This is a genomic window from Mycolicibacterium sp. ND9-15, from assembly GCF_035918395.1.
Lineage (GTDB): Bacteria > Actinomycetota > Actinomycetes > Mycobacteriales > Mycobacteriaceae > Mycobacterium.
In genome coordinates, this window is sequence record NZ_CP142362.1 from 4,567,182 (window position 1) to 4,592,959 (window position 25,778).

A 25,778-nucleotide genomic window follows, 5' to 3' on the forward strand; every position below is an offset into this window, starting at 1 on the left:
ACCACCAAACGGGTCCCCCTCACCCGGGCTTTACCAGAGGGCCGACAATTCTACTAAGCGACTCAGTAGACGTTCCGCATACTACTAAGCTATTTAGTAGTATGCGGAGACGGACAGCGTGTGGACAGTTTGTCGGCCGACTCGGCGCCGGGCCGGTTAGCCAGGGCTGACCCGTCGGCATCTGGCGGCGAATCTCGATGCCAACCGGTCTCACCATAGGAGCACCATGGACACATCTTCCGATCAACCATTCACCGGCACGACCAGCGGGGCTACCGCTAGCTCCGAGTACCGGGTGATAGCCAGCTACCGCGACTACGCGCAAGCTCAGCGCGCGGTCGACTTCATGTCCGATTCAGAATTCCCGGTGGAGAACCTCCGAATCCTCGGTCACGATGTGACCACCGTGGAAGCCGTCATCGGCCGCCTGACCAAGGGCCGCGCCGCGCTCACGGGCGCGTCGAGCGGAGCCTGGTGGGGCCTGTTGATTGGGCTGCTGTTGGGGATGTTTGCCGTTGGCACCGCCTGGTTCGGCGTTATGGTGGCTGGCTTGCTCATCGGCACCGTCTGGGGGGCGATTTTCGGGTTCGTCGAGCACTGGGCGACCGGTGGCCGGCGAGATTTCACGTCGATGTCGACGCTGGCCGCTGAGCGTTACGACGTGGTGTGCACGCCGGCGTTCGCCGAGCAGGCCGCTCAGCTGCTGGCCACCATGCGAGGCTGACGACGCTGGCGGCGCTCTGGCTCGCCACCTTCGCGGTGTGGTGGGCCGTCGGCGCCAGCGTGCAAACCGCGAGGCTGTTCGCCATTACCGTGGTGGTTATCACGTGCCTGACGCGCTCGGCTTGGCCACCAGCGATCATGGTCGGCACAGGACTTGGCGCAAGCGCGGTGTCCTGTTCAAAAACGCTACCGCACTGGAGACCTCAGCACGCATCGACACCGTCGTCATGGACAACACCGGCACCTTGACTAAGGGTGAACCAGAGGTCACCGACGCCGTCGTCGAAGGCATCGCCGAGGACGAACTCCCGGCGCTGGTGGCGGCGGCGGAGACGGAATCTGAACATTTACTGGCAGCGGCGATCGTGCGCTATGCCACCGAGCAAGGCGCTACGTCACTGCCGCTCAACAACTTTCGAAGCAGCGTGCCCGGACATGGAGCCACCGCTGACGTGGCCGGACACGTGGTCGCCGTCGGCAATCGCAAGCTCATGATCGAGCAAGGCGTCGAGTTCGGTGCGCTAATGGACCGACGTGACGAACTGGCATCCAGCGGCCGCACCGCCGTGCTGGTCGCAGTGGACGGTCGCGGTGTCGGGGTAATCGCGCTAGCAGACGCGGCCCGACCAACATCAGCTGCGCGGTCGCCGCTCTCCACGACCTCGGAGCACAGGTCGTCATGCTCAGCGGCGACAACGAGGCGACCGCCAGACGGATCGCTTCGCAACTGGGTATCGACACGGTCATAGCCGACGTGCTGCCTGAGGACAAAGCCGCCCAAATCGCCGAACTACAGCGAGACGGTCGAAAGGTCGGCATGGTCGGTTACGGAGTCAACGACGCACCTGCCCTGGCTCAAGCCGATCTCGGTGTGGCGATTGGTGCCGGCACCGATGTCGCCATCGAGACTGCCGACCTGGTGCTCATGCGCGCCGATCCGCTCGATGTACCCATCGCCGTCCGTATCGGCGGTGGCACGATGCGAAAGATGCGACAAAACCTTGGGTAGGCAGTCGGCTACAACGTCATCGCGATCCCTATTGTCGCGGGAGCGTTTCAGCCTGCATTCGGGCTCGTCTTGCGCCCAGAGATCGCCGCTTTGTCCATGTCCGGATCCAGCGTGATCGTCGCTGTCTTGCTAGCGGCTGAGCCTGCCCGCGACAGCACCGGATCCCGCGCCCGCACGCATGACGAGCGCGTTGGAACCGGACTTCTGCGCGAGGGTCCAAAGGCCCTCGAGTTGATTGCATACGCCTCTGTCGGCGTCTCTGCGTCTCAACCATCGTAGTAAGGCGCTGCAGGAGCAGCCGACGTTCACGAGGAGGTATTGCCGTGATGATTTGGTACGGCGACGGCATGGGATGGTGGGGATACGCCGCCATGGGCATCGGAATGGTGTTGTTCTGGGCGTTGTTGGTCGGCGGGATCGTACTACTGATCAAACTCGCCGCCGGCGACGCGACCCAGCCAATCCGACGTCCACTCTCCGCCGAACAACTTCTTGCCGCACGATTCGCCGGCGGCGAGATCACTGAAGCGGAGTACCACGACCGCCTGCAGGTTCTGCGGGGTGCCCCTCGAACAACACCATAGTGATCATCAAAGACAACGGCTTCGACGAAATCGACCGGGCCGTCCGACGACGCACCTTCGGCACGTTGTCGACAATGGACCGACGGGGAGCGCCTCACGCCACCGCCGTGATCTACGCCGTGTCACCGCCCGATCAGCCGTTGACGCTCTTCGTCACCACTAGAAGCACCACAGCCAAAGTGCACCACATCCGCGAGCATCCAGAAGTGGCGTTCGTCATCCCGGTGCCTCACCGGTTACCGGTGTTCCCACCGAGCGCCGTCCAATTTCAGGGTTTAGCAACGATATTGGAGGCTAACGACACCGCTGCAATCGGCGCCTTTCAAAAATCATGGTTCCATCGTCGGATCCTTGCTGCAGAACAGCGCATAGTCAGCCAGGGCGGTCAAATGTGTTTCATCGCGATCCAGCCGAACAAAACGATATTCAGTTACGGCATTGGGCTGTCAGCCCTCGACATACTGCGACAACCGCGCCAAGCGGCCGGACGGACACAGCTACCCGCAGGTCGATAGGCGGACAACGTTGCTTGGCGAGATACCGCGACCGAGTCTTCCAATACTGGCGCGTCATCGAGATGCAAGTGCCAAGAAGGGCTGCTAGTTGTCGTCGCGGATCGGGGCAAGGCTTACATGTGTGCGCCGCCGGGCGTGCGCTCGTGGTCGTCACGGTGGAGACCTTGCCCTCGCTCGGGTCATCGATGCGTCGATTACTCCGTCGAGCCCTGGCGTGCAGCTTCGCACGCGAGTCGACGAACCTAAGTACCACCAGCGGCTAGGATGTCCTGCGGCGCGCAGCCGCTATGCACTCACGACCGCTGGCAGGACCGGCCTTCACCGAATCTTCAAGAAACCGCTAGCCGAGCCAGAGCGAAGACGTCGAGACTTGTGATGACCAACGACAGGTATGACGACGACCGGTGCGCTGGACAGGAAAAGGAGCTTTTAAAATGAAATCGATCCACACAGTGGTGGCGGGGGTGGCCGCCGTGGGTGCACTTTTCGCTGTCGGGGCCTGTAGCAACACCGCCACTGAACAATCGGGGCCTTCGACGCCCGCAGCCTCCACCTCGATGCCCGCCGGGGCTCAAGCACACAACAACGCCGATGCGATGTTCGCCCAGCACATGATTCCGCATCATCAGCAGGCCATCGAGATGAGCGACATAATCCTCGGCAAGCAAGGCATTGACCCGCGGGTCACCGACCTTGCCAAGCAAATCAAGGACGCTCAAATGCCCGAAATCGAACAACTCAAGGGCTGGCTTAGTGCCTGGGGGATGCCCACCACGATGCCCCGGATGGACATGCCTGGCTCCAGCAACATGCCTGGGATGCCAAGTCATTCGATGCCCAGCGCTAGCGGGACGCCCGGTGACGGCGGTGGAGCCCATCACGGTGACATGCCCGGTTCCAGCAGCATGCCCGACAACTCGATGATGCCTGGCGGGTCGATGTCGCCCGGCGCAAACAGCATGCCGGGTATGGGAATGATGTCGCAGGCCGATATGGACCGCCTGAAGAACGCGCAAGGCGTAGAAGCCAGCAAATTGTTTCTCACACAAATGATCGCCCATCACCAGGGCGCGATCGATATGGCGCAGAACGAGGTCGAGAACGGCCAGTACCAGGCGGCGGTGGAGATGGCCAAGTCGATCACTAGCAGCCAGCAGAAGGAGATCGACACGATGAAGTCGATTCTGTCCTCGCTGTAGACAGAGTCGGACTGCATGGCCGCTCAGAGAAGGACACGCGTGCTGCTTCTTGCAGCCGCTGCGATATGTGGTGCAACCCTGGTTGTGATCGCCATAAGCACGCGGGGTTTCGGACTCATCAACTCGACAGTCGCGAACGCGTCCGCGCGTGCGGCACAGGAGCGGTGCGAGCGTGATGTCGTCGCGAGGCTAGCGTCACCATCGACAGCGAGACTTTCCGACATCACCGTGACGAGCACGCAACTTGATCCGGAGGTGAAAGACTTGTTCTCGTCGTTGGAAGGGGGGCCCCTCTACGGCGTCGACCACTCTCGCATCACCGTTCGGAATGTGGAAGGCATTGTCGAGGCCCCGAGCGAGGTCGGCGGAACCCTGCACGACCCCTTCGTGTGCCGGGCGTATTTTATCGACGGCAATCTGGCCGACACTCTTGTCGTGTTCGACCATGACCACTGACACCGGTCTGGCTACCCTTCGCGTGCCGACGGCCGAACCCAGTTCGCGCATTAATGCCCTTTGCAACCGCCTGGTGACCGAACACGGCCGCTGCGCGAGTTGACAACCCCGCCAAATGGAGATCACGCAGTTCGCTGCGCGGACGGACGATTCTGACGCCGAGGGTCTCGAATCCGTTTCCCATCCTCTTGACACTTGCATACCCCCGAGGGGTATAGTACGCAAATACCCCCATGGGGTAAGTGAGAGGAGTCCTAGTCGTGGACACGACGGCGCCCGGTTACCTGCAGTCCAAAGACGGCTATTTGCAGCGGTTGCGCCGCATAGAGGGTCAGGTGCGCGGTGTGGCGAGGATGATCGAGGAAGACGCCTACTGCGTTGACATACTCACCCAGATCTCGGCTGCCACCAAGGCGCTGCAATCGGTGGCGTTGATGCTGCTCGACGAACATCTGAACCACTGCGTCAGCCACGCCGTCCAGGAAGGCGGCGATGCGGCCCAGCAGCGGCTCACCGACGCTTCCGCGGCCATCGCCCGTCTCGTGCGCTCATGAACAGACCCCACCTACTGAACGACCCCTATTACCGACGAAATGAGCCGATGAAACCGAATCTCACCTCCTCGGTGCCACTGGCCGAGCCCGCAACCGCCGGATGCGGTTGCTGCGGGCGGCAACAGACTGCTCTATCCATCCCAACCACACCCGTGCAGGAGAACGACATGAGTACCACCACCGCCAGCTACCCCGTCACCGGGATGACCTGCGGTCACTGCGTCGGCGCGGTCACCGACGAACTCACCGCATTGCCCGGCGTCACCGGTGTGAGCGTGGAGCTGGTGCCCGCAGGCACCTCGACAGTCACCATCACCAGCGACACCCCGCTCGACACCGATGAGGTGCACGCCGCGCTGCACGAGGCCGGCGACTACCACCTGGCCACTTCCTAACCAACACCGCACCGCGCTCCGCAAGCGGGTCGGCTGTAGGAGACAACAGCACGTGAGCACCACCGATCACGCGGCCGCGCTCGATGAGCCGCTCAGCGTCGAGTTGTCGATCGGCGGGATGACCTGCGCTTCGTGTGCCGCCCGGATCGAGAAGAAGCTGAACAAGCTCGACGGGATCAGCGCCAGCGTCAACTACGCCACCGAAAAGGCCAAAGTCACCTATCGCGGATCGATCGACACCGCACAACTGATCGCCGCTGTGGCGGCCGCCGGCTACACCGCCGCCGCACCGCCACCCTCGGTGGCCGCCGGCGGTGAAGACGTCGAAACCACGGCAGCAGAATCCGACGAGGCCGCCTCGTTGCGGACCCGACTGCTGATCTCGCTGGTGTTGACCGTGCCGGTCGTGGTCCTGTCGATGATTCCGCCGCTGCAGTTCACGAACTGGCAATGGCTCGCTCTGACCTTGGCCTCGCCCGTCGTGGTCTGGGGAGCGTTACCGTTTCATCAGGCGGCCTGGGTCAACGCCCGCCACGGCGGGGCCACCATGGACACGCTGATCTCACTGGGTGTCACTGCAGCCTATCTGTGGTCGCTGTGGGCACTGTTCCTGGGACATGCCGGCATGCCCGGCATGCGGATGACGTTCAGCCTGTTCCCGGCCACGGGCGGGGGCGCCGACCACATCTACCTTGAGGTCGCCTCCGCGCTCACCGTGTTCATCTTGGCCGGGCGTTATTTCGAGGCACGCGCGAAGACGCGTTCGGGTGCGGCGCTGCGGGCGCTGATGGACATGGGGGCCAAGGATGTCGCGGTGTTGCGAGGCGGCGCCGAGACCCGGATCCCCACTGCCCAGTTGGCCTTGGGGGATATCTTCGTCGTGCGTCCGGGGGAGAAGGTTGCGACCGACGGTGTTGTCACCGAGGGCGCTTCGGCGGTGGACGCCTCGATGCTCACCGGGGAATCGGTGCCAATCGAGGTGCGACCGGGAGATCGGGTCATCGGGGCGACCGTCAACTTCGGCGGACGACTGTTGGTGCGCGCCACCCGGATCGGCGCCGACACCCAGCTGGCGCGGATGGCGCGACTGGTCGCCGACGCCCAGAACGGAAAGGCCCCTGTGCAGCGCTTGGCTGACCGGGTCTCGGCGATCTTCGTCCCGATCGTCATAGCGTTGTCCCTGATCACCATGGGTGTGTGGCTGCTGGCCGGGCACACGGCGGCGGCGTTTACCGCCGCCGTCGCCGTCCTGATCATCGCCTGCCCGTGCGCCCTGGGGCTGGCCACCCCCACCGCGCTGCTGGTCGGCACCGGCCGAGGCGCCCAGCTCGGTATTTTGATCAAGGGACCGCAGGTCCTCGAGTCGACTCGCCGCGTCGACACCATCGTGCTGGACAAGACCGGCACCGTCACCACCGGCCGGATGAGCCTGATCGCCGTGTACCCGGGTGTCGGCGAGGACGCCGCGCAGGTGCTGACACTTGCCGGGGCCTTGGAGAACGCTTCGCAACACCCGATCGCCCAAGCGATCGTTGCGAGTGCCGCTGCCAACGGTGACGCGCTGCCGTCTGTCGACGGGTTCACCAACCACGACGGATTGGGTGTCAGTGGCGTCGTCGCTGGGCACGCCATGTTGGTCGGGCGCCGCGGCTGCCTCACGGAACAGTGGTCGCTGACCGCCCCCGACATCCTCGTCGACGCCGCGGAGCAAGCCGAAACACTGGGCCAGACCCCGGTCTGGGTGGGCTGGGACGGGGCGATCCGCGGAGTGATTGTCGTCGCCGACACAATAAAGTCCACCTCGGCTGCCGCGGTCGGCCAGTTCCGCCGGCTTGGTTTGCGCCCGGTTCTGTTGACCGGGGACAACCGGCGCGCCGCACACGCGGTGGCCGCGCGGGTCGGCATCGACCCGCGAGATGTGATCGCCGAGGTGCTACCAGCCGACAAGCTCGATGCGGTGAAAGACCTGCAAGCGCAGGGGCGCACTGTCGCCATGGTCGGCGACGGAGTCAACGACGCCGCCGCACTGGTGCAGGCCGATCTGGGCCTAGCCATGGGCACAGGCACCGACGTCGCCATCGAGGCCTCTGACCTGACATTGGTCGGCGGTGATCTTCGCGCCGGCGCAGATGCCATCCGGCTGTCCCGCTCGACGCTCAAGACGATCAAGGGGAATCTGTTCTGGGCGTTCGCCTACAACATCGCCGCCCTGCCGCTGGCCGCACTCGGGTTGCTCAACCCGCTCATCGCCGGCGCCGCAATGGCGTTCAGCTCCGTTTTCGTGGTCAGCAACAGTCTGCGCCTGCGCCGCTTCGCCAGCCACGCCTCCCATCAACCCTCATCCGCAGTGAACACCGAGGCAACAGCACCAGGGGCCCCGAACCAAGCTGTCATTTGAAGTAGCAGAAACGGTTCATGGATACCAGACATTGGTCCACAGTTTTGGGCTGACTAATCCCGTTGGTACACCGCATAACAGCGATATCGGAAAAGTGCGATGGGAGCTTGCTTGCGCACTTCACCGGCTTCGATGTCAGGCAACCGTGACATCGACGAGCTTGTTTACGGTACCGCGACATCAGTGTCGTGCTGCCCGCTGCACGTGCCGTGAAACGGTGATCACTCCGGATCCGCGCAGGGGCGAGGACACCTACGACCCTCATCGACGACGCCGTCGCCGCGCTGGCCGATCGCCGGGGAGTCTGGCTCGGCGATGACCTGGCCAGCATCGCGCTGATCGCCAGTCTCATCGAGCAAGCCGAAAGATGGTTGCCCCACCTGGTCCACGACGCCCGCGCCAACGGCCACGGCTGGACCGAGATCGTTCGAGCACTGGGCACCAACCCCGACGAGGCTCGCTTTCGATTTGACCCCCAATCCCCAATCGCCGACGGCAGATGGCCCCTACGACCACTAACCGCGGCGCGACGCCCCTCAGGCCCGCTAACGCCCAAATGCGTTGAGCAGCAAGTTTCTTCGCAAAGCCGCATCGAAGCGGGCAACGTTACCGGTGCCGATCTTCGGGCTCGCGCGTGTGTTGAGTTGGTGCTGCGGCGAATCGCTGGGCGCATTCGGGCGAGCAGAACCACCATCGCCGTTGTTGTGGCGCGGTCGGCTCGGCGCCGCGCTGGCATCAACGCGCACGTGGCAGACGGGCGGTCAACCGGATAGCGCGATGCGGTGAGCGCCACGGCATACAGCTTCACCGGTGTCGCGATGTTTGCGTAAATGCCGGGGGGCCCAGCGGCTCTGCGTAAACTCCCAGACCGGTGCACGTGTCCTGGATCTATTTGGTCACCACGGCTTGCCCCGCGCTGGCGAGCGCGGTGACGCGGGCGGCCAGGTTGACGGCGTGGCCGAAGTAGTCGCCGATGCGGTGCACGGCGCTGCCGTGGTGGATGCCGGCGCGCAGCGCGAGGAATCGGTCTTCATCGGCCGCACGGTCGGCGAGGTCGAGAACGGTCGCGACCATCGGCTCCGGCGTGTCCGCTCGCAGCATCACCGCATCATCGATGGTCTCGACGATAGTGACGCGCGGCCGGGCCGCCTGGCGGGCAGGTCGGAAAGGCGCCCGGCCAGGCGAGCCGCTTGCCGGTCTCCGCAGATTTCGGTCAGCACGACAAATCCTGCGAGGTCGACGAACGCGAATGTCGCGTCGGCGGTGTCGTTGACGGTCATGGGTGGTTCCTTTGGTCGTGCCCGTGAAGTGCAGATGTCCGCGATTCGCCCGGGTCAACCGGCCGCCATGCTGGTGGCAAGCGTTGACTCGCCACCAGCAGCAGGCGGTCAGCAGCATTGGTGTCCGCATACCCATGGCGGGCAGCTGGGGTCATCGCAGCGGCAGGGCAATGGCTTGTCGATCATCTCGGGTCACCTCCTTGGCTTCTCGTGGTGTGTGGTGTGGTGTGCAGGGGGCTGAACGCGGACGAATCCGGCTGTGCCCCAACGGTGTTCCGGATTCCCGGTTGCGGCTGAGTGCCACATGGTCAACTCCGGTGCGCACGTTCGGGTTGTAGGCGGCCGATCCCGGGCAGGAAACGCCCACCCGCGAGGCGTAGTCGGTGTAGGCCGCGCCTGGACACGGCGTAGGTGGGGCTCCTCGACCAGGCGCACCTGCACCTGGATTCCGATCACGGTGATCACGATGCCCCGCGAGGGCGACCGGGTTGGGCACCATCAGCGCCAAGCCGAGGAATGCGACGAGGAACGCCGCGAAGTTCGGGTTGCGCACCACCCTGTAGGCGCCGTTGGTGACCAGGCCCGTGCGCTCGCTCTGGTCGAGGCTGATCCGCCATGAATCGCCGAGGGACATCTGCGCCGAAGCCGCAGAGCAGCCCCAGCATCGCGATGGCGACTCCCAGACCGCGCATCACCGGCTGGTTCAGGACAACCAGCGGCGGTAGGCCGGCCAGGTCGGCGATCGGCGCGCCGACACCGACGAGCAGCCAGCCGAGGTCGGTCACCGCCAGCGCGCCCACCACTCCAGCGAGCGATCGGGGCGCCAGGTGCGCCGGTTGCCGCTGTCGCCGGTGCGGCCCAGTTGGATGTGCCGGCGCAGTGCGCCGTCGAGCAGCATCATCGCCGCGAAGATCACCAAGGCGGCGATGGCCATCACGCCTCACCCCCGGCCGGGACCGGTTTGGCGGCCACGCCGAGCAGATAATCGCCGTGGATGCGGGTGATCGATCCGAGCACCACCAGATCGCGCCCAGTGAGTTCGTCAAGGAACTGTTCGGCGGCAAACCGGTCTTCGGTGGGGTGGTCGAACAGCCGTTGGTAGGTGGGCCGGGCCAGGGCGTGGGCGGTGACTTCTTCGAAGTAGAACCGGCCTCCCGGTCTCAGCACCCGGGTCACCTCGGCCAGCGCGGTGCGCCAGTGCGGGATGTGGTGCACGATCCCAAAGTCAAACACCGCGTCATAGCTGCCGTCTGCGGCATCCAACGCGGTGCGCAGGTCGGTGGCACTGCCTTGGGCCAGCCGAACCCGATCGCCGTAGCGGGCCAGGCGCCGCCCGGCCCGGCCGATCATCACCGGGTCGAGGTCCACGGCGTCGACCGTGGCGGCACCGAATCGCTCCACGATCAGCTGCGAGCCGTATCCGGAGCCGCAGCCGATCTCCAGCGCCCGCGATCCCGGGAGCAGCCGGCCGCCGAACCGCAGCAGCACCGGCACCTCATAGCAGGATTGCAGCCACCGCCGCGGCGGCGAGGTCACCAGCGCGGTCTCGGCCCGGTTCATCAACATGGTGTCGTTCCCACGGTGTGCCTCGCGTCTCCTCGCCCAACCGACTGCAGCGGTATCGTGTTCAATCGATATTGTCGGATTTGCCCGATCAATATAGTTGAACGTTATCATCGTCAGGTGGCGATGAAAAGCGGTGAGCCGGTGACGGCGGAGCCGGTGTCGTTGGATGCGGCGACGGCGTTGTTTCACAGCCTGTCGGATGCGACCCGGTTGGCGATCCTGCGTCGGCTGGCGCTCGGGGAGGCGCGGGTGGTGGATCTGACCACCGAGTTGGGGTTGGCCCAGTCCACGGTGTCGGCGCATCTGGCGTGTCTGCGCGACTGCGGGCTGGTCGACTACCGGCCCCAAGGCCGGGCGTCGGTGTATCGGCTCACCTGCGTCGAGCTGCTGGACTTGTTTATGGCGGCTGAGACGGTGCTGGAGGCCACCGGCAGCGCGGTCGCGCTGTGCCCGAACTACGGGCACCCCACGGCTGGGGAGGCGGCCCGATGACTGAGGCCTGCGGCTGCGGCCACGACCAACCCCGCCCCGGCGAGGGCGACGAGGTCGAGGGCGAACCCGAACGGCTGTGGCAGGTCGTCGAGCTGCGCGCCGCCGCGGTGGCCGGGGTGCTGCTGCTGGCCGGCTACCTGGTTGGCTGGACCGACGGGCCCGCGCCGGTGGAACTGGTGTTATATGCGGCGGCGCTGGCGGTGGCGGCGTTCACGTTCGTCCCCTCGACGCTGCACCGGCTGGTGCGCGGCCAGATCGGGGTGGGCACGCTGATGACCATCGCCGCGGTCGGTGCGGTGATTCTCGGCGAGGTCGGCGAGGCTGCCATGCTGGCGTTCCTGTTCTCCATCAGCGAGGGCCTGGAGGAATACGCGCTGGCGCGCACCCGCCGCGGCCTGCGCGCGCTGCTGTCACTGGTACCCGTCCAGGCCACCATCGTGCGCGAGGGCGCCGAAATCGTCGTCGCCCCAACCGAACTGGCGGTCGGCGACCGGATGCTGGTCAAACCCGGTGAGCGGATCGCCACCGACGGGATCATCGCCGAGGGGCACAGCGCGCTGGACGTGTCGGCGATCACCGGCGAGTCGATGCCCATCGAGGCCGGACCCGGCGACGAGGTGTTCGCCGGGTCGATCAACGGCACCGGCGTACTGGCCATCGAGGTCACCACCACCGCCGCCGACAACTCGCTGGCGAGGATCGTGCGGATCGTGGAGGCCGAGCAAGCCCGCAAGGGCGCCTCTCAGCGGCTGGCCGACCGCATCGCCAAACCCCTGGTACCCGCCATCATGATCACCGCCGCGGTCATCGCCGTGGTGGGCAGCGTGTTCGGTGACCCGACGACCTGGATCGAGCGGGCCCTGGTGGTGCTGGTGGCGGCCTCACCGTGTGCGCTGGCGATCTCGGTGCCGGTGACCGTGGTCGCCGCGATCGGCGCGGCCAGCAAGCTCGGTGTGCTCGTCAAGGGCGGCGCCGCCCTGGAGGCGCTCGGCGCAATCCGAGCGGTGGCGTTGGACAAGACCGGCACGCTGACCGCGAACCGGCCCGCCGTCATCGACATCGCCACCACCAACGGCGCCACCCGCGACCAGGTGCTCGACATGGCGGCCGCGCTGGAGGGCCGCAGCGAACATCCCCTCGCAGCGGCCATCCTGGCCGCCGCCGGTCAGGTCGCCCCCGCCAGCGGGGTGCAGGCGGTGCCCGGCGCCGGGCTGATCGGCCACCGCGACGGACACGCTCTTCGGCTGGGCCGGCCGGGCTGGATCAACCCCGCATCGCTGTCCGCGCAGGTGGAGCAGATGCAGCAGGCCGGCGCGACCGCGGTGCTGGTCGAAGACGACGACCAGCTCATCGGCGCCATCGCGGTGCGTGACGAACTGCGCCCCGAAGCCCGCCAGGTCGTCGAGCAGCTGCGTCGTGATGGCTACCAGGTGGTGGTGCTCACCGGCGACAACCACGCCACCGCCGCCGCACTGGCCCAGGAGGTCGGCATCGACGTGGTGCATGCCGAACTGCGTCCCGAGGACAAGGCCGCGCTGATCACAAAGCTGCGTGCCCAATACCCAACGGCGATGGTCGGCGACGGCGTCAACGACGCACCCGCGCTGGCCACCGCCGACTTGGGCATCGCGATGGGAGCGATGGGCACCGATGTGGCCATCGAGACCGCCGACATCGCGCTCATGGGTGAAGACCTGCGCCACCTCACCCACGCGTTCACCCATGCCCGCCGGGCCCGACGCATCATGTGGCAGAACATCGGCCTGTCGCTCGCTTTGATCACCGCGCTGATCCCGCTGGCACTGTCCGGGGTGCTCGGCCTGGCCGCCGTCGTGCTGGTGCACGAACTGGCCGAGGTCATCGTCATCGCCAACGGTGTGCGCGCCGGACGCACCACTGCGATCCAGATCCCCACCGGCAGCCACCGGAAGGTGTTGACCCCCACCGCCCTCGGGTGAGGTTTCGCGGCGTTAGTAGCCGCCCATCATGCCCGGCCCCCACGACCCTGGACCCATCACCCCGGCCCGTACGGTCCGGGGCCCATCATGCCCGGTCCCCACTGTCCAGGGCCCGTGCCCGGCCCCCACGTGGGTGCTGGCCCGCAGTCAGGGTTCCAGCTGCCGTCAGGCCACCAACAATTGGGGTCCCATGGCTGGGCGGGATACGGCCCGCTGGTCAATGAGACGCCACCCGCGGGTTGGGCGAAAGCGGTTGAAGTGCCGGCACTTAGCCCCGCGCCCGGAAGCGAGGTCGCCAGCGCGGCGATGGCCACACCGGTGATCGTTGCGCGTCTGGTGAACACGCTGCTCACCCGTCACCTTTCGTCGAACAGCCCGCTCAACGGTCAGCGCGGGCGCCTCATTTCACTCTCGCTGCCCAGCACGCGATGACCGTAGAGCCTTTCGACCCAGACGCAGTCGACGAATAACACACGATTAGGGCGACAACCCCCGAGCCGTCGCATCCGCGCCCGCAGAGCGAATCCCTCGGCGCGCGAAATCAATCACCGATGCGATGTAACGCCTGGCGGGCCGGTGGCGGTGCAGTGAGGCTTACCGCGCCGCGGAAGGTGCCTGCGATTCAGCGAGGGAATCGATGGCAGCCTGAAGTTTTGCGGTGACGTCGTCGGCCACCGGTTGCAGATCGGCTTCGCCGCTCACCTCGACCAGCAGCCCCGGGTTCATCGCCTCCACGATCACGGTGCCCTCGGCGCCGGGGTCGGCGCGCACGACCACGTTGCAGGGCAACAGCAAGCCGATCTGGCGGTCCACGGTGATCGCTCGATGGGCCAGCGGCGGGTTGCAGGCACCAAGGATCAGGTAATCCTCCATGTCGGCTCCGAGCTTGGCCCTCAATGTCGCCTTCACATCAATTTCAGTGAGCACGCCAAACCCCTGCTCGGCCAATGCTTTCCGGGTGCGATCCACCGCGTCGGCGAACGACGTGTGCAGCGTAGTCGACAACGCAATACTCATTCCTCGATCCCCTTCTTGTCTCCCGCAGGACCACACGGCAGGTTGACCGCGTCCGCTACTAAACTCAAATACCTTGTTGCCGCGACCAATCAGCGGTTGCCGACCACATCGAGTTCGGTGTACATGCCCGCCCCGTAGTGGCCCGCGATATTGCACAGCACCTCATAGCGGCCGGGCTGCAACGTGACGGTGGTCCAGCCGATGCTGCCGGGCAGGATGCCATCACCCTCGCCTTCGGCGCAGGTGCGCTCGGCATGCCCCACGGCGCCGGACTCGTCGACCTGGCCGTTGGCGTCGATGTCCAGCTGTCCCGGCGAGCGGCCCGGACCCAGCGGCAGCACCGTCATCTCATGGATCATCATCCCGGTGTTGCGCACCCGAAACGACACCGGGCCCGCTGGCACTGTCAAGGGGTTGAGGACAACCCGCATCATGCCCATGCCCGGCCACGGGTACGCGCCCGGCCACGAGCCGTCAGCAGGCGCCCCCGGAGAATAGGTGCGATTCCAGCCTGGCCCCATCATGCCCGGGCCCATCATCCCGGGACCCGTCATTCCTGGGCTCATCATGCCGGGGCCCATCATCATGCCGCCCATATCGGCCAGGGTGACATCGACGACCGTACCGGTCAGCTCGGGCGCCGCGCACGACCACGGAGACGGGGTACCAGCTGGTGCGGCGCGGCCCGGGCCGACCGGCCCGGCGAACGCCGCCAACGCCGCCGTGCTGCCCACCCCCAGCACCAGGGCGGCAGCCGCGATGCCGATGATCAGCCGAAGACGGTGGGCACCCATACTGATCACCGATGCTCGCGTATCAGTGTCAGACGCCGCCGGTATTCCTCGTCGTCGATCTCACCACGCGCGTAGCGTTCGGCCAGCACATCCTCGGCTCGACCACCGGTTGAGGTCGGCCCGCCACCAGCCCGGCCCTGTGCGGAGCCCCCGCCCGCGAAGTAGCGCACAGCCAACACGATCGCGGTGATCACCAACGCCCAAAACACGATCATGACCAGCGCCATCAGGATCCAGCCGCCCCAGCCGCCCCAGCCATAGCCGTCGCCCCACATCCAGCCACCATGCATCATCGACCGTTCTCCTTATCATCGCCGAACCCGGATCACACGCTGGGCACCAGAATGCCCCCACGACACGACGATGTGTAGGGGCCGATAGTCCTCAGTCCCCACCCCCAAACGGCCCCCGCACGCAATCCCCGACGCCCGGCCACCAGCACAAATGCGACTACTTGCTGCTGACGTTGCGGTGGCACGCGGCCCCCCAAACGTCGGACCGCATCTTCACCGTGCTGCACTCCGAACTGGCCACAACCGACCTGCACGAATGACAGGCTGAAAGCTCTACCGCGGGGGTGTGGTTGGCGCGGCCGGAGTTGGTGTCGGCGATAGCTGCTGACCGGGCCCCATCATCCCGCCGGGCCCCATCGTCCCGCCGGGCCCCATCGTCTGACCGGGCCCCATCATCCCGCCGGGCCCCATCGTCTGACCGGGCCCCATCATCCCGCCGCGCTCCATCATCCCGCGGGGGCAATACATTTCGCGTCCGTCGCGGTGACCGCCGTCGTACTGCTTTCCGACGAAGAACCCGGAGAAGTAGATCACCGCGACGATAAACACGACACCAGCAGCGATACCCACCCATGCCGCGCTCTGGGTGAGCCTATTGGGATGGTCCGATCCAGGCGGCAGCTCCCCGCGCCCCTTCTCGGTGGCCACCGCTGTCGGTTCGTTCCGGGATTCGGGCGTTTCGGTCATGACTCGATCATGCCTACGCCACCCCAGCGATGAATCGAGACGTTGCGTTCTTCATCGAATCTTCACTGAACCACTAGCTCAGCAATACCGATCGACTGACGAGCTCTGGATCGATCTGGAGATCGTGGCGGTCGCCACGAACGCTCCGCAGGAGCGTTCACCGTGTACTCCCTTCGGTGGCGCCTGGCTTCTGTCGACCACCCCAATGGACAACATGTCTGTTCATGCGAGGGTCCAAGCCAGGCCCCTGACACGCGTCTTACACATGCGCACGGTCAGCACACCCGGCCCGGCCGGATAGCACACATGTAACTCGCCTTCCTACCAACGGCAGCGATCGGTCTCACCGTCCCCGTTACAGATAAGCGGTGCGCTCCAGAGGGGTGGTCAAACACCAATCAGCGGGCGGCCGTCGGTCTGCCAGGCGCGCATGCCGCCGCGAAGTTCGACAACATCGGTGTAGCCGAGATCGCGGAGCGTCTCAGCCGCGATTGCACTCATCGGTCCAGACCGGCAGTAGATGGCCAACCGGGTAGAGCGATCGGCTGGGAGTCGACCAGCCTGCGCCGCGATCTGATCGAAAGGAATCGACAAGTCCGTGCCAGCGATATCGCCTTCGAACGGCACATGAACATTTGCCGTCACCCGATCAGGTTCGGCGATCACTGCGGAGAATTCGTCGGGATCGACCAAGCGGGCGGTGCTCGAGGCCTGGGTTTGCGATGTTGACATCCGGGGTGGAACTCCCGACGCGCACGCCGGCAACACGAGCAAGCCAGCGGCTGTGAGAGTCGCGACAACGGATCGCGATGGAGACGCAGGGACTACCGGCTGCCCCGGCTGCTGATACTGCGGCCGAGAGGCTTCCACGCGACTGCGGCGGGTCGATCCACGCATACTCGCAATATACCCCCTGAGGGTACTTGCGCCCAACTGCGTCGACGGCTAACGTCCCTATGGTAATAGTACCCCCGGGGGGTATAGATACGAGAGAACGATGACAACCACAACAGCCGTCGACTGGCATCTGCGCGGCGACTGGTTCGACGTGTGTAGCTGCAAGCTGCCCTGCCCATGCAGCTTTGCTCAAGAGCCCACCCACGGGGACTGCCTGTTCACCCTCGTGTGGCATATCCGCGATGGCTACTTCGATCAGGTGGATCTAGCGGGACTCAACGTCGTCTCCCTCGGCGAGTTCACCGGCAACATGTGGGTCGGTGACCCCAACGCCATGATGAAGCTGATGTTCTATATCGACGACAACGCCGACACCGACCAGCGTGAGGCATTGAAGCGCATCTTCACCGGCAAGGAAGGCGGCTGGCCAGCCGAATTCGCAAGCCTCATTGCCGATTTGCGCGACATCGAGTACGCGCCGATCACCTTCGAGGCCGCCGACGATCTGGCCTACTGGCGCGCCGAGATCCCGACCAAGGTCGATGTGCGGGTCGCCGCGCTGACCGGGCCCACGTCGGATCCGAACCGGCGGGTCACCACAATCAACGCACCGGGCGCTGAGGTTGGCCCCGGTCAGGTCGCCACATGGGGCGTCGTCGAACGCGATCATGCTGTCGGCTTCCAGTGGTCGCACGAGTACCGCGGCGGTTCCAGTAAGCACTTTCCGTTCGATTGGCGACCCGACGGCGGTGACGCACGCCAGCAGGAATCCACGACGAGTGAGGGGTCGTCATGCAAGTGCCATGCCTGACCATGGCGGCGCGCAACGACCGATGAAGGCCGCCCAGGGAACAACGGTCCCTGGGCGGCCAACCCGCCCGTCCTGCGGCACCGCCCGGCTTTGACGACAGCCACCGGTGTCTGCCACTAAGCCGGATTCGCGCCCAGTCGTGCGTTTCGCCATTCGCCGAGCAGCCCTCCGCAATCCCGCACGGCCGCCGAGCACCAAGGGCCATGCCCCTTCGCCAACACCGCCGCGCGCATCACTGCACTCACCTCGACCGGCCAAACCGTGATCACCGAACCGGTCCTGCTCGCGTGTGACGGCATGGCCTCACAGCCGAACCGTTGGGGCCACCGCGCTCCGCAACATCAGGTCTCCGTGGCGCCTCCCGCATGAAGGGGCCGGCTACGGGGCGGCGGGGTAGGCGTGTACGAGAGCGCTAGACAGCTTGGGCAGCGCGTGAGTGAGGGTGTGTTCGGCCCCGTGGGCGATGCGGTGGGCGTCAGCCAGGCTCGTGGCCGGGTCGATGTCGAGTTCCGCGTCGGCGTGCAGGCGGTGCCCGAGCCAACGCATCTTGATTGTGCGGACGGCGGTGACTCCCGGTTCTGCTGCTAACGCGGCTTCGGCGGCGTCTACGAGGGTGGGGTCGACGCCGTCCATGAGGCGGCGGAACACGTCTCGGACGGCGGTGCGCAGGACGGCGAGGATTGCGGCGGTGATGAGCAGCCCGATGATGGGGTCGGCGAGGGGGAAGCCCAGCGCGACGCCTCCGGCGCCGAAAAGCACGGCCAGTGAGGTGAATCCGTCGGTGCGTGCGTGGAGGCCGTCGGCGACCAGGGCGATCGAGCCGATTCGGCGACCGACGCGGATGCGGTAGACCGCGACCAGTTCGTTGCCGATGAACCCGACCAGTCCCGCGGCGGCGACCCAGCCGACGTGCTGGATGGGAACGGGGTTGATGAGGCGGCGGATCGATTCGACGCCGGCGACGACGGCCGACAGCGTGATCATCGCGATGACGAATAGTCCGGCGAGGTCTTCGGCGCGGCCGAAACCGTAGGTGTAGCGCCGGGTGGCGGCTTTGGTGCCCAGTGCGAAGGCGATCCACAGTGGAATGGCGGTCAGGGCGTCGGAGAAGTTGTGGATCGTATCCGCGAGTAGCGCAACCGATCCCGAGATCACCACGATCAGCACCTGCGCGACCGACGTCGCGGCGAGCGCGAGCAGACTGATCTTCACCGCCCGGATGCCGGCGGCGCTGGACTCGAGCGCTCCGTCGATGCTGTCCGATGCGTCGTGACTGTGTGGGGCGAACACCTCCCGTAGGGCGGCGCCGATTCTGCCGCCGCGCGCGTCGTGGTGATGTCCGTGGCCGTGACTGTGGTCGTGGTCGGCCGGGTGGTCGTGGTCACGGGTGATCGGTTCGCCGTCAGGAGTCATTCGCGGCGTCCTTTCCGTCGTGTCATCGCCGAGCCGGGAGCCGTGCGCGATTCGGTGTTGTTGTCCGAGTGCAGGCTTCGTAGTTCCTCGGCGCTGCGGTGGTGGCCCGGCACTCCCGGGCCGGCGTGTTCGGCGTTGAACACCGCGTCGGTGACCAGCTGTCCGATGTGATCGTTGTCCAAGCTGTAGAAGACCGTCGTGCCCTCACGGCGAGTGCGAACCAGTCGCGCCATCCGCAGCTTCGCCAGATGCTGTGAGACGGAAGCGGCGGGCTTGCCGACGTGCTCGGCGAGGTCGTTGACCGACATCTCCCGGTCGACCAGTGCCCACAGGATCTGCACTCGGGTGGTGTCTGCCAGCATCCGGAAGACCTCGACCACCAGGTCCACCTGATCGCGGGGCAGCGCCCGCCGGCACACGCCGTCGCTGTCTGCATTCATATGCAGATAGTAGGATACACATTGCGGAATGGTGTACAGGGGTCAGGCCACGACAAAGGTTTCCGCCCCGGCGAAGGGCCCTGCGAACCACCCCTGCAGCGACATGGGTGGTCAGCAGACCGGAGCGCGGCCTGTCAGACGGGCCTGGTGGGTGGACGCTCGGACGAAGTCGGCGGGGAGGCAACAGTATTGACGAGCGTGGACGGCTGGCTGGTGGTCCTCGGTGTAATGGCCGGCATGGCGTTGTTGTGGTTGAGCGTCGTGGCCACCCTGCTGCTGCTCAGACCCGATGCTGTCGGTGTACGCGAGGCCCTGCGGCTGGTCCGGACCTTTTGCGGCTGCTTAAGGGGTTGGCATCGGATACGACGCTCCCTCGGTGGATTCGGCTTCGGTTGCTGTTCGGTCCCTCGAAGAATCATGCGATGACCTTCAATCACTCGGCTACGACACGCCGGTACCGCCGATCAGGTCCGACTCGTACACCACTCTGCTGGACGCAACCGATTCCTGTCGGCAACCCACGTTCACATGCAGTGAGGCCCCAGCCTCGTCACACCGTCTAGCCACCGTCGGCATCGTGGGCGCCTGGATCGCCGGAACCGCGCTGGCCGACCCGCGTTGTGCGTCGTTATCGTTATGGGGGGCGGGCTGGCCATGCTGGTCACCGCCCTTGTCGGCAACTCGTCCATGGCTAGCGCCGGCATCCGATGGGACAGCGCGAGCCTCGGGCGTTACGAGTGGGCGGACGACTCGAACCGCACATGCGCGTCTAGCCCGCTTCGGGTCCTGGTGTGAGGGCGTGGCGTCAGATCAGCGGTGGCGCCACTGGCTTGGGCGAGCCGGGCGACGATGGCCAGGCCCAGTCCGCTGCCGGCGGTGTCTGTAGATCCCCGCCAGAAGCGGTCGAAGGCTCGAGCGCAGTCCTGTGCAGACATGCCGGGACCCTCATCCCGTACGTGCAGATCCACGGCATCGCTACCGACAGCCGCTGCGACGGTCAGCTCGATGGTGGTGTCGGGCGGGGCGACCGCCAGGGCGTTGTCGATGAGATTGTCGATGATCTGCTCGGTGGCTCCGGGCACAGCCAACACGAGGGCCGTTCCTGGAGCCGTCACGACGATGTGTACCCCCGATTCCTCGGCCAGCGCCTGCCATTGTTCGACGCGCGCGCGGGCAAGGGCGGCGAGGTCGATCTCCTGCCGCGGGATCGCCGCGTCGTCGGCGCGACTGAGTACCAGCAGGTGATCGACGATCTGCTGGAGGCGCAATGCCTCGTTCTGGGCTGCCGCGACGGTCTCACGCGTGGCTTCGGGGTCGGCCTCGACGAGGTCGGCGGCGTTGTCTAATCGCACGCGCAGCGCAGTCAACGGTGTGCGCAGCTGGTGAGAGGCGTCGCCGGCGAATGCGCGCTGCTGGCGAAGCTGATCTTCGATCCGATCGGCCATTTGGTTTACCGACCTTGCCAGGCTGCGGATTTCGGGGGCCCCGCCTCGTTGTGAGGTTCGCGCGTCGAGCCGTCCGTCGGCAAGCAGTTCGGTCGTGCGGCGCAGTTGCTGCAGCCGGCGCGTGACCGTGCCGGCGAGGACGAACGCCACCACACCCGCCAGCAGCACCGTGATGCCGGCGATCAGCCACAGCATGCGTATCTGCCCGCGCACCTTGTCGGCGATGACCTGCGTCGGATAGGTCAGACGCACCGCCCCCAGCACCCGGTCACCGCTGACGACTGGCACCGCGACATAGAGCAGGTCGGTGCCCAGGCTGACCGAATGACGTTGTCCGGTGGCGATGTCGCCCGACAGCGCCGTCTCGATCTCCGGGCGCGACCGGTAGGAGCCGCCGGCGGCGGACTGATCGTCGTCTGAGGTCACGACGGCGTCGCCGGCGGCGTTGACCACGACCACCCGCGCTCCGCTGGCTTGCCGGTATCGGTGTACATCGGCTACGACGCGCGGATCCGGTGTCGCGGCCGCTTCGAGCGTTTCCTCGCTGCGACCCGCGAGCAGAAACGCATCGCGTTCCAGCGCCGTCACGATGCGCTCGTGCTCGACCCGCTGCAGGTAGTTGCCCAGCGGGACGTCGTGGACCACCACGACCAGGCAGGTGACGGCCATGAATGCGGCCATCAGCCGCCACTTCACGACGAGATCCCGATGCGGAAGCCCACGCCGCGAACCGCCTCGATCCACCGCGGGTCGCCGAGCTTCTTGCGGATGGCGGCCACGTGCGCGTCGACGGTCTTGGAGGTGCCGTACCAACTGGCGCCCCACACCTGATGCAGGATCTCCGATCGCCGGTAAACCGCGCCGGGATCCTCACTGAGGTAATAAAGGAGGTCGAACTCCTTTGGTGTCAGGTGCACCTCCCGCCCGCCCAGATGCACACGCTGGGTGCGCCGGTCGATAGTCAGGGGGCCGATCGAGCGGGTGGTCGCCGGCTGGCCGGGGTGACCGTCCGGCCCGCCGGTACGGCGGATGACGGCCCGGATACGTGCCACTAGCTCGTGCATGCCGAACGGTTTGACCACATAGTCGTCGGCGCCCATCTCCAGCGCCACGACTCGGTCGATCTCGTCGCCGCGGGCACTGACCACGATGATCGGTACCTGTGAGCGGGCCCGAAGGGCGCGGCACACGTCGGTGCCGTCCATGTCGGGCAACCCCAGATCCAGCAACACGAATTGCGGACCGGACGCGGCCATGGTCGCCAGCGCTTCGGCCCCCGTGGCCACGCGGCGCGCGTCGAAGCCGGCTCTGCGAAGGCCGTCACACAGCCCGGCAGCCACCGATTCGTCGTCTTCGATCACGAGCACCTGCACGTCCGCATTATCGGCGTACCGCGGCCGGGTGTATGCGTTCCGAACAGCGTCCGCGACGAGATCTCTCGCGATCTTGGATGATTCTTGGATCTTGCTGCGGCCATCCTTGACCAGCCGGAACCTACCGTGAGGTCATGAGATCGAAAGTGGCGGTGATCGCTTCATTGCTGTTCGTGCTGGCCATCGGCGGGGCGGCGATGGCGGTCAACACCAGGATTCTGAACACCGCGCCCCAACCAGACATCGGGCGTGCCAACGAAGTATTGGTTCCCGGCGGTGGGCAGCCCGCGACTGCGCCGGCGACGGCCACGCCAACGGTTGTGCCGACGGCACCGACGACAGCGCCGCCCGCCGCCGTGTTGCCGCGGAATGACGACGAGCACAATGCGGGCGAGCGCTCCACACCGCACGAGGCTGGACATGAACGCGACGACTGACTTGGCCGCTGCGCGACCTGCGCCGGCCCGATGGTCCAAGCTTGTCGCCTCCGCGCTATCGGCCGGCGCGCTGCTGGGCATTGTCCATCTACTAAGCGCGACAGCGCAGCGGCCGGTCGCACCCACAGCCGACGACGGCCGGAGCAGCGGGACTCAAGCCGCGACCATCATGCCCACCGCGCCGGCACCTGCCGCGGCGGTGCCGGCGCCGGTTCCTGCCCCCGCGCCCGCCAGCGCTGCACCCGCTGCACCCTTGGCGCCCCACGCGATATCGAAAGCCTCCGGAGGTTGAGAATTAGCCCACAGACCACCTGGCCGCGTGTTGGCGGCCGAAGTTCGACCCGCATCCATGTGGACTCGGTGCTCGCCGAACGGCGCCCGGCGATGGGCGGCACCGCGTCGATCACCCTGGTCGGTGGACCGCCGCAGCTTCTTGATGAGTGCTTCGCGCTACTGGGTGAGCTCGAGCGGGCGTGGAGCCGATTCCGTGAAGACAGCGACGTGTCGCGGCTGAACTGGTCGCAAGGCCGCCCCGTACGGGTGCGTGCGTGCACAGCACGGCTGGTGACCGAACTGATCAATGCGTGGGCCGTGACGAACGGCGACTTCGACCCGACCGCGCTTCCACAGCTGTTGGCCGGCGGGTATGCCACCAGCCTCGTCGATCCGTCGCGGCGCACCGTTCTGCCCAAGACCGGGGCGTGGCCGGGCGACGTAACCGGCATCGACATAGTGAATCGCGACATCCGCCTTCCGCTAGGGACCACGCTGGACCCCGGCGGCCTGGGTAAAGGGCTGGCGGCCGACATGATCGTCGAGTTCGCGATGGACCGCGGCGCCGACGGCGTGCTCGCCGAGATCGGTGGTGACGTCGCGGTGGCCGGAGTGGCACCCCACGCCGCGGCGTGGACAATCGGCATCCAGGACCCGTACACCCGTGGCGAGCTGGTGAGCGTGGTCCGGCTTGCCCGCGGGGCAGTGGCAACGTCGAGTCGGCTCGTGCGGGTCTGGGACGGTGCCGACGGTCTGCTCCATCACCTGATTGACCCGGCCACCGGCGCTAGCGCGCTCACCCCGACCCTGACCTCTACGGTCATTGCTGGCAGCGGTGCACGCGCCGAGGCTCTGGCGAAGCTGGCGTTTGTGCGTGAGGCGAATCCACTGCTGGAGTGGCTGCCTCGGATCAGTGCTGCCGCGATGATCATCGCCGCCGATCAGCCGCGCAAACGCACGGCGAACTGGGGTGACTTCGCGTGACCGATCCCCATCTGTGGTGGTATATCGCCCGCGCCAGTGGCCTGCTGGCCTGGGTCGCGATGACCGGCTCGGTGTTGTGGGGCGTGCTGCTGGCCACGCGGGTGCTGCGGTCGATCGACAACCCGGCATGGCTGCAGGAGCTGCATCGCTGGCTGGGCGGCACGGCGCTAATCATGACGAGCCTGCACATGGTCTCGCTGATGCTGAACAGCTGGGCACACTTCACCCTCGCCCAGGTGCTCGTTCCGCTGACAGCGGCCTACCGGCCTTGGCCCGTTGTCCTGGGCATCGTCGCCTTCTACCTACTGATTGCCGTCTACGGGTCCTCGCTGCTGCGATCGCGATTGCCCCGGCGATTTTGGAAGGCGCTGCATTACGTCACCTACGCGGCGGTGGTACTGGTGTCGTTCCACGCCGGCTGGTCCGGCACCGACGTAGGGGCCTGGGGCTATCGGCTGGTGGCCTTCACCTTGTTGGGATTGAGCGTCGTGGCGGTGCTCATGCGGGTGCTGACTTCCCCCGCCGCCCCGCCGCTGCCGGCCCCGCGACGGCCACACGCTTCGCCGCGGCGCACACTAACCATCACCGCGATCTACCCGCTCGCCGACGCCGTCCTCGGCATCGACCTCTCACCGCCCGATGGGGAAGAGTTGCTGCTGTGGGCGCCAGGAGCCCACATCTCGGTGCATCTGCCCAACGGGTTGCAACGGTGCTACTCGCTGTGTGGGGACCCGGCCGACCGGCGCCGATACCGAATCGCCGTGCAACGTGCACCGTTGTCGCGCGGCGGCAGCGCGTGGTTGCACACCAACGCTCATTTCGGCATGCGACTGGGGATCTCCGGTCCCGACAACACCTTCATGCTGGAACCCGCCGAGGAGTACCTGTTCGTTGCCGGCGGAATCGGTATCACCCCGGTCAAGGCGATGATCGAAGCGCTGCCGCCGCATCGGGGATGGCGGCTGCTCTACGTCGGCGCCAGCAGATCCCGCATGGCGTTCACCGACGAACTGCAGCAGCGATGGCCACAGCGGGTCAGCATCGACGCCCGCGACGAAACCGGCGCCCGACCGAACCTCGCGGCCTTCCTGGCCCACAGCGACGCCGCGGTGTACTGCTGCGGACCCGCCTCGATGACCGACGCCCTGGCGGCGCTCTTACCGCCCGCACGCCTGCACATCGAACGGTTCAAACCGGCGGCACACACTGCGCGCCACCTACGCCGCCCAATCGATGTCACCTGCCAACGCAGCGGCGCCCACGTGCACGTCGCCGAAGACCAATCGATGTTAGAAGCGCTCGAACATGCCAACGTATCCGTCTATTCATCGTGCCGCGAAGGAATCTGCGGCGCGTGCGAAGTGCGTGTGCTTGCGGGCCAGCCCGAACACCTGGACTCCGTTGCACGAAATGAGGACAAGGACACGGTAGGCATCATCTACCCATGCGTATCCCGCGCCCACAGCAGAAACCTGACGCTGGATCTATGAGCCAGCAGCGAAAGCGTGCTGGGCCCAGGCCAGCAACCCTCACCGCGAATCAGTTGACGTAGCAAGTGGTTTCGGCGACGTCGAAAGCGGCGGCCGATGGCAACTCCGAATTGGCACCGTCGGGACCCGGTGATGACTCCCTAAGCGCGATGACCCGCAAGTCGTCCTCGTTGACCTATACCGTTGGCAGCACCAGGGGAACGCCGTCGGGCCGCGGCAGCGGGATTGGGCAGAACTTGGCCACCCGATCTGTGTTGGATCGGCGAACAACTCAAGCATGCCGCCGTTGGCCAGC

Annotated in this window: 29 protein-coding genes and 1 pseudogene; 15 read left to right on the forward strand and 15 right to left on the reverse strand. The window is 66.2% G+C overall.

What is annotated here, in order from left to right:
- Positions 1-226: 226 nt before the first annotated feature.
- The 9 genes and pseudogenes from QGN32_RS21585 (at position 227) to QGN32_RS21625 (ending at position 7,833) form a co-directional block, all read left to right on the forward strand.
- A complete protein-coding gene (locus QGN32_RS21585; RefSeq protein WP_205844284.1) occupies positions 227-724 on the forward strand; it encodes a YflT domain-containing protein in 498 nt (165 codons plus the stop codon).
- Positions 718-1,967: pseudogene (locus QGN32_RS21590) on the forward strand (heavy metal translocating P-type ATPase); the annotation flags it as partial. The gene QGN32_RS21585 and the pseudogene QGN32_RS21590, both read left to right, overlap by 7 nt.
- 88 nt (positions 1,968-2,055) lie before the next feature.
- Positions 2,056-2,316, forward strand: a complete 261-nt coding sequence (locus QGN32_RS21595; RefSeq protein WP_112557561.1) for an SHOCT domain-containing protein — start codon at positions 2,056-2,058, stop codon at positions 2,314-2,316.
- Positions 2,316-2,831, forward strand: a complete 516-nt coding sequence (locus QGN32_RS21600) for a pyridoxamine 5'-phosphate oxidase family protein (protein ID WP_326546238.1) — start codon at positions 2,316-2,318, stop codon at positions 2,829-2,831. Before QGN32_RS21595 ends, QGN32_RS21600 begins: the two co-directional genes overlap by 1 nt.
- Positions 2,832-3,265: 434 nt before the next feature.
- A complete protein-coding gene (locus tag QGN32_RS21605; protein ID WP_067394812.1) occupies positions 3,266-4,030 on the forward strand; it encodes a DUF305 domain-containing protein in 765 nt (254 codons plus the stop codon).
- 15 nt (positions 4,031-4,045) lie between these two features.
- Positions 4,046-4,486 (forward strand): hypothetical protein, encoded by a 441-nt coding sequence (locus QGN32_RS21610; protein WP_067394810.1) that lies wholly within the window; start codon positions 4,046-4,048, stop codon positions 4,484-4,486.
- Between the two features lie 260 nt (positions 4,487-4,746).
- Entirely contained in the window at positions 4,747-5,040 is a 294-nt protein-coding gene (locus QGN32_RS21615; RefSeq protein WP_067394808.1) for a metal-sensitive transcriptional regulator, read from the forward strand.
- A 167-nt stretch (positions 5,041-5,207) separates the two neighbouring features.
- Entirely contained in the window at positions 5,208-5,435 is a 228-nt protein-coding gene (locus tag QGN32_RS21620) for a heavy-metal-associated domain-containing protein (RefSeq protein WP_083126190.1), read from the forward strand.
- Between the two features lie 118 nt (positions 5,436-5,553).
- Entirely contained in the window at positions 5,554-7,833 is a 2,280-nt protein-coding gene (locus tag QGN32_RS21625; RefSeq protein ID WP_326549197.1) for a heavy metal translocating P-type ATPase, read from the forward strand.
- 888 nt (positions 7,834-8,721) lie between these two features.
- Here the strand turns inward: QGN32_RS21625 and QGN32_RS21630 are convergent.
- The 5 genes from QGN32_RS21630 to QGN32_RS21650 form a co-directional block, all read right to left on the reverse strand.
- Positions 8,722-8,934: an adenylate/guanylate cyclase domain-containing protein gene (locus tag QGN32_RS21630; protein WP_240630873.1), complete on the reverse strand. Its 213-nt coding sequence runs from the start codon at positions 8,932-8,934 to the stop codon at positions 8,722-8,724.
- Positions 8,934-9,113, reverse strand: coding sequence for a hypothetical protein (locus QGN32_RS21635; RefSeq protein ID WP_240630874.1), 180 nt, complete (start codon positions 9,111-9,113; stop codon positions 8,934-8,936). The genes QGN32_RS21630 and QGN32_RS21635 overlap by 1 nt, the downstream gene beginning before the upstream one ends.
- Before the next feature lie 151 nt (positions 9,114-9,264).
- Complete coding sequence (locus tag QGN32_RS21640; RefSeq protein WP_326546239.1) at positions 9,265-9,747, reverse strand: methyltransferase family protein; 483 nt, start codon at positions 9,745-9,747, stop codon at positions 9,265-9,267.
- Between the two features lie 147 nt (positions 9,748-9,894).
- Positions 9,895-10,047: a hypothetical protein gene (locus QGN32_RS21645; protein ID WP_165827634.1), complete on the reverse strand. Its 153-nt coding sequence runs from the start codon at positions 10,045-10,047 to the stop codon at positions 9,895-9,897.
- Complete coding sequence (locus tag QGN32_RS21650; protein ID WP_112557621.1) at positions 10,047-10,673, reverse strand: class I SAM-dependent methyltransferase; 627 nt, start codon at positions 10,671-10,673, stop codon at positions 10,047-10,049. Before QGN32_RS21650 ends, QGN32_RS21645 begins: the two co-directional genes overlap by 1 nt.
- 129 nt (positions 10,674-10,802) lie before the next feature.
- On the opposite strand from QGN32_RS21650, the gene QGN32_RS21655 reads away from it, so the two are divergent.
- Together QGN32_RS21655 and QGN32_RS21660 are read left to right on the forward strand one after the other, a co-directional pair.
- Positions 10,803-11,171 carry an ArsR/SmtB family transcription factor gene (locus QGN32_RS21655; protein WP_326549198.1) on the forward strand — a complete coding sequence of 123 codons (369 nt, stop codon included), beginning with the start codon at positions 10,803-10,805 and terminating at the stop codon, positions 11,169-11,171.
- The gene (locus QGN32_RS21660) at positions 11,168-13,129 is read left to right on the forward strand and encodes a heavy metal translocating P-type ATPase (RefSeq protein WP_326546240.1); all 1,962 of its coding nucleotides are present in this window, start codon (positions 11,168-11,170) and stop codon (positions 13,127-13,129) included. Before QGN32_RS21655 ends, QGN32_RS21660 begins: the two co-directional genes overlap by 4 nt.
- A gap of 594 nt (positions 13,130-13,723) precedes the next feature.
- Here the strand turns inward: QGN32_RS21660 and QGN32_RS21665 are convergent.
- The 5 genes from QGN32_RS21665 to QGN32_RS21685 all read right to left on the reverse strand — a co-directional run bounded on the left by QGN32_RS21665 (position 13,724) and on the right by QGN32_RS21685 (position 16,613).
- A complete protein-coding gene (locus QGN32_RS21665; protein WP_112557566.1) occupies positions 13,724-14,146 on the reverse strand; it encodes a DUF302 domain-containing protein in 423 nt (140 codons plus the stop codon).
- An 89-nt stretch (positions 14,147-14,235) separates the two neighbouring features.
- Positions 14,236-14,940 carry a hypothetical protein gene (locus QGN32_RS21670; RefSeq protein WP_326546241.1) on the reverse strand — a complete coding sequence of 235 codons (705 nt, stop codon included), beginning with the start codon at positions 14,938-14,940 and terminating at the stop codon, positions 14,236-14,238.
- Positions 14,941-14,945: 5 nt separating this feature from the next.
- Positions 14,946-15,233: an SHOCT domain-containing protein gene (locus QGN32_RS21675; RefSeq protein WP_112557567.1), complete on the reverse strand. Its 288-nt coding sequence runs from the start codon at positions 15,231-15,233 to the stop codon at positions 14,946-14,948.
- A gap of 273 nt (positions 15,234-15,506) precedes the next feature.
- The gene (locus QGN32_RS21680) at positions 15,507-15,920 is read right to left on the reverse strand and encodes a hypothetical protein (protein WP_326546242.1); all 414 of its coding nucleotides are present in this window, start codon (positions 15,918-15,920) and stop codon (positions 15,507-15,509) included.
- Positions 15,921-16,307: 387 nt separating this feature from the next.
- Positions 16,308-16,613: a rhodanese-like domain-containing protein gene (locus QGN32_RS21685; RefSeq protein ID WP_317150843.1), complete on the reverse strand. Its 306-nt coding sequence runs from the start codon at positions 16,611-16,613 to the stop codon at positions 16,308-16,310.
- Between the two features lie 304 nt (positions 16,614-16,917).
- Between QGN32_RS21685 and QGN32_RS21690 the strand changes: the two genes are divergently transcribed.
- Positions 16,918-17,628 (forward strand): DUF1326 domain-containing protein, encoded by a 711-nt coding sequence (locus tag QGN32_RS21690; protein ID WP_112557570.1) that lies wholly within the window; start codon positions 16,918-16,920, stop codon positions 17,626-17,628.
- 378 nt (positions 17,629-18,006) lie between these two features.
- Here QGN32_RS21690 and QGN32_RS21695 read toward each other — a convergent pair whose 3' ends face one another.
- The 4 genes from QGN32_RS21695 to QGN32_RS21710 form a co-directional block, all read right to left on the reverse strand.
- Positions 18,007-19,041 carry a cation diffusion facilitator family transporter gene (locus tag QGN32_RS21695; RefSeq protein WP_326546243.1) on the reverse strand — a complete coding sequence of 345 codons (1,035 nt, stop codon included), beginning with the start codon at positions 19,039-19,041 and terminating at the stop codon, positions 18,007-18,009.
- On the reverse strand, positions 19,038-19,481 hold the full coding sequence (locus QGN32_RS21700) for an ArsR/SmtB family transcription factor (RefSeq protein WP_326546244.1): 444 nt from the start codon (positions 19,479-19,481) through the stop codon (positions 19,038-19,040). The genes QGN32_RS21695 and QGN32_RS21700 overlap by 4 nt, the downstream gene beginning before the upstream one ends.
- Before the next feature lie 731 nt (positions 19,482-20,212).
- Positions 20,213-21,622, reverse strand: a complete 1,410-nt coding sequence (locus QGN32_RS21705; RefSeq protein WP_317150858.1) for a sensor histidine kinase — start codon at positions 21,620-21,622, stop codon at positions 20,213-20,215.
- Positions 21,619-22,299: a response regulator transcription factor gene (locus QGN32_RS21710; protein ID WP_317150857.1), complete on the reverse strand. Its 681-nt coding sequence runs from the start codon at positions 22,297-22,299 to the stop codon at positions 21,619-21,621. The genes QGN32_RS21705 and QGN32_RS21710 overlap by 4 nt, the downstream gene beginning before the upstream one ends.
- A 134-nt stretch (positions 22,300-22,433) precedes the next feature.
- Here QGN32_RS21710 and QGN32_RS21715 point away from each other — a divergent pair, with 134 nt between their 5' ends.
- Positions 22,434-22,736, forward strand: coding sequence for a hypothetical protein (locus QGN32_RS21715; protein ID WP_317150856.1), 303 nt, complete (start codon positions 22,434-22,436; stop codon positions 22,734-22,736).
- Positions 22,737-22,889: 153 nt separating this feature from the next.
- On the opposite strand, the gene QGN32_RS21720 is transcribed toward QGN32_RS21715, so the two are convergent.
- Complete coding sequence (locus tag QGN32_RS21720; RefSeq protein WP_317150855.1) at positions 22,890-23,087, reverse strand: hypothetical protein; 198 nt, start codon at positions 23,085-23,087, stop codon at positions 22,890-22,892.
- Between QGN32_RS21720 and QGN32_RS21725 the strand changes: the two genes are divergently transcribed.
- Positions 23,088-23,993: an FAD:protein FMN transferase gene (locus QGN32_RS21725; protein WP_326546245.1), complete on the forward strand. Its 906-nt coding sequence runs from the start codon at positions 23,088-23,090 to the stop codon at positions 23,991-23,993. It abuts the gene before it with no gap.
- A complete protein-coding gene (locus QGN32_RS21730) occupies positions 23,990-25,483 on the forward strand; it encodes a 2Fe-2S iron-sulfur cluster-binding protein (protein WP_326546246.1) in 1,494 nt (497 codons plus the stop codon). Before QGN32_RS21725 ends, QGN32_RS21730 begins: the two co-directional genes overlap by 4 nt.
- Positions 25,484-25,778: the final 295 nt, after the last annotated feature.

Bases quoted from the DNA above. Each gene is read 5' to 3' on its own strand.
- QGN32_RS21675 (WP_112557567.1), bottom strand. From the start codon at position 15,233: ATGATGCATGGTGGCTGGATGTGGGGCGACGGCTATGGCTGGGGCGGC.
- QGN32_RS21585 (WP_205844284.1), top strand. From the start codon at position 227: ATGGACACATCTTCCGATCAACCATTCACCGGCACGACCAGCGGGGCT.
- QGN32_RS21720 (WP_317150855.1), bottom strand. From the start codon at position 23,087: ATGGATGCGGGTCGAACTTCGGCCGCCAACACGCGGCCAGGTGGTCTG.
- QGN32_RS21660 (WP_326546240.1), top strand. From the start codon at position 11,168: ATGACTGAGGCCTGCGGCTGCGGCCACGACCAACCCCGCCCCGGCGAG.
- QGN32_RS21605 (WP_067394812.1), top strand. From the start codon at position 3,266: ATGAAATCGATCCACACAGTGGTGGCGGGGGTGGCCGCCGTGGGTGCA.
- QGN32_RS21650 (WP_112557621.1), bottom strand. From the start codon at position 10,673: ATGAACCGGGCCGAGACCGCGCTGGTGACCTCGCCGCCGCGGCGGTGG.
- QGN32_RS21690 (WP_112557570.1), top strand. From the start codon at position 16,918: ATGACAACCACAACAGCCGTCGACTGGCATCTGCGCGGCGACTGGTTC.
- QGN32_RS21630 (WP_240630873.1), bottom strand. From the start codon at position 8,934: ATGCTGCGAGCGGACACGCCGGAGCCGATGGTCGCGACCGTTCTCGAC.
- QGN32_RS21610 (WP_067394810.1), top strand. From the start codon at position 4,046: ATGGCCGCTCAGAGAAGGACACGCGTGCTGCTTCTTGCAGCCGCTGCG.
- QGN32_RS21695 (WP_326546243.1), bottom strand. From the start codon at position 19,041: ATGACTCCTGACGGCGAACCGATCACCCGTGACCACGACCACCCGGCC.
- QGN32_RS21665 (WP_112557566.1), bottom strand. From the start codon at position 14,146: ATGAGTATTGCGTTGTCGACTACGCTGCACACGTCGTTCGCCGACGCG.
- QGN32_RS21625 (WP_326549197.1), top strand. From the start codon at position 5,554: ATGACCTGCGCTTCGTGTGCCGCCCGGATCGAGAAGAAGCTGAACAAG.
- QGN32_RS21680 (WP_326546242.1), bottom strand. From the start codon at position 15,920: ATGACCGAAACGCCCGAATCCCGGAACGAACCGACAGCGGTGGCCACC.
- QGN32_RS21715 (WP_317150856.1), top strand. From the start codon at position 22,434: ATGAGATCGAAAGTGGCGGTGATCGCTTCATTGCTGTTCGTGCTGGCC.
- QGN32_RS21620 (WP_083126190.1), top strand. From the start codon at position 5,208: ATGAGTACCACCACCGCCAGCTACCCCGTCACCGGGATGACCTGCGGT.
- QGN32_RS21635 (WP_240630874.1), bottom strand. From the start codon at position 9,113: ATGACCGTCAACGACACCGCCGACGCGACATTCGCGTTCGTCGACCTC.
- QGN32_RS21655 (WP_326549198.1), top strand. From the start codon at position 10,803: ATGAAAAGCGGTGAGCCGGTGACGGCGGAGCCGGTGTCGTTGGATGCG.
- QGN32_RS21645 (WP_165827634.1), bottom strand. From the start codon at position 10,047: ATGGCCATCGCCGCCTTGGTGATCTTCGCGGCGATGATGCTGCTCGAC.
- QGN32_RS21670 (WP_326546241.1), bottom strand. From the start codon at position 14,940: ATGGGTGCCCACCGTCTTCGGCTGATCATCGGCATCGCGGCTGCCGCC.
- QGN32_RS21700 (WP_326546244.1), bottom strand. From the start codon at position 19,481: ATGAATGCAGACAGCGACGGCGTGTGCCGGCGGGCGCTGCCCCGCGAT.
- QGN32_RS21640 (WP_326546239.1), bottom strand. From the start codon at position 9,747: ATGTCCCTCGGCGATTCATGGCGGATCAGCCTCGACCAGAGCGAGCGC.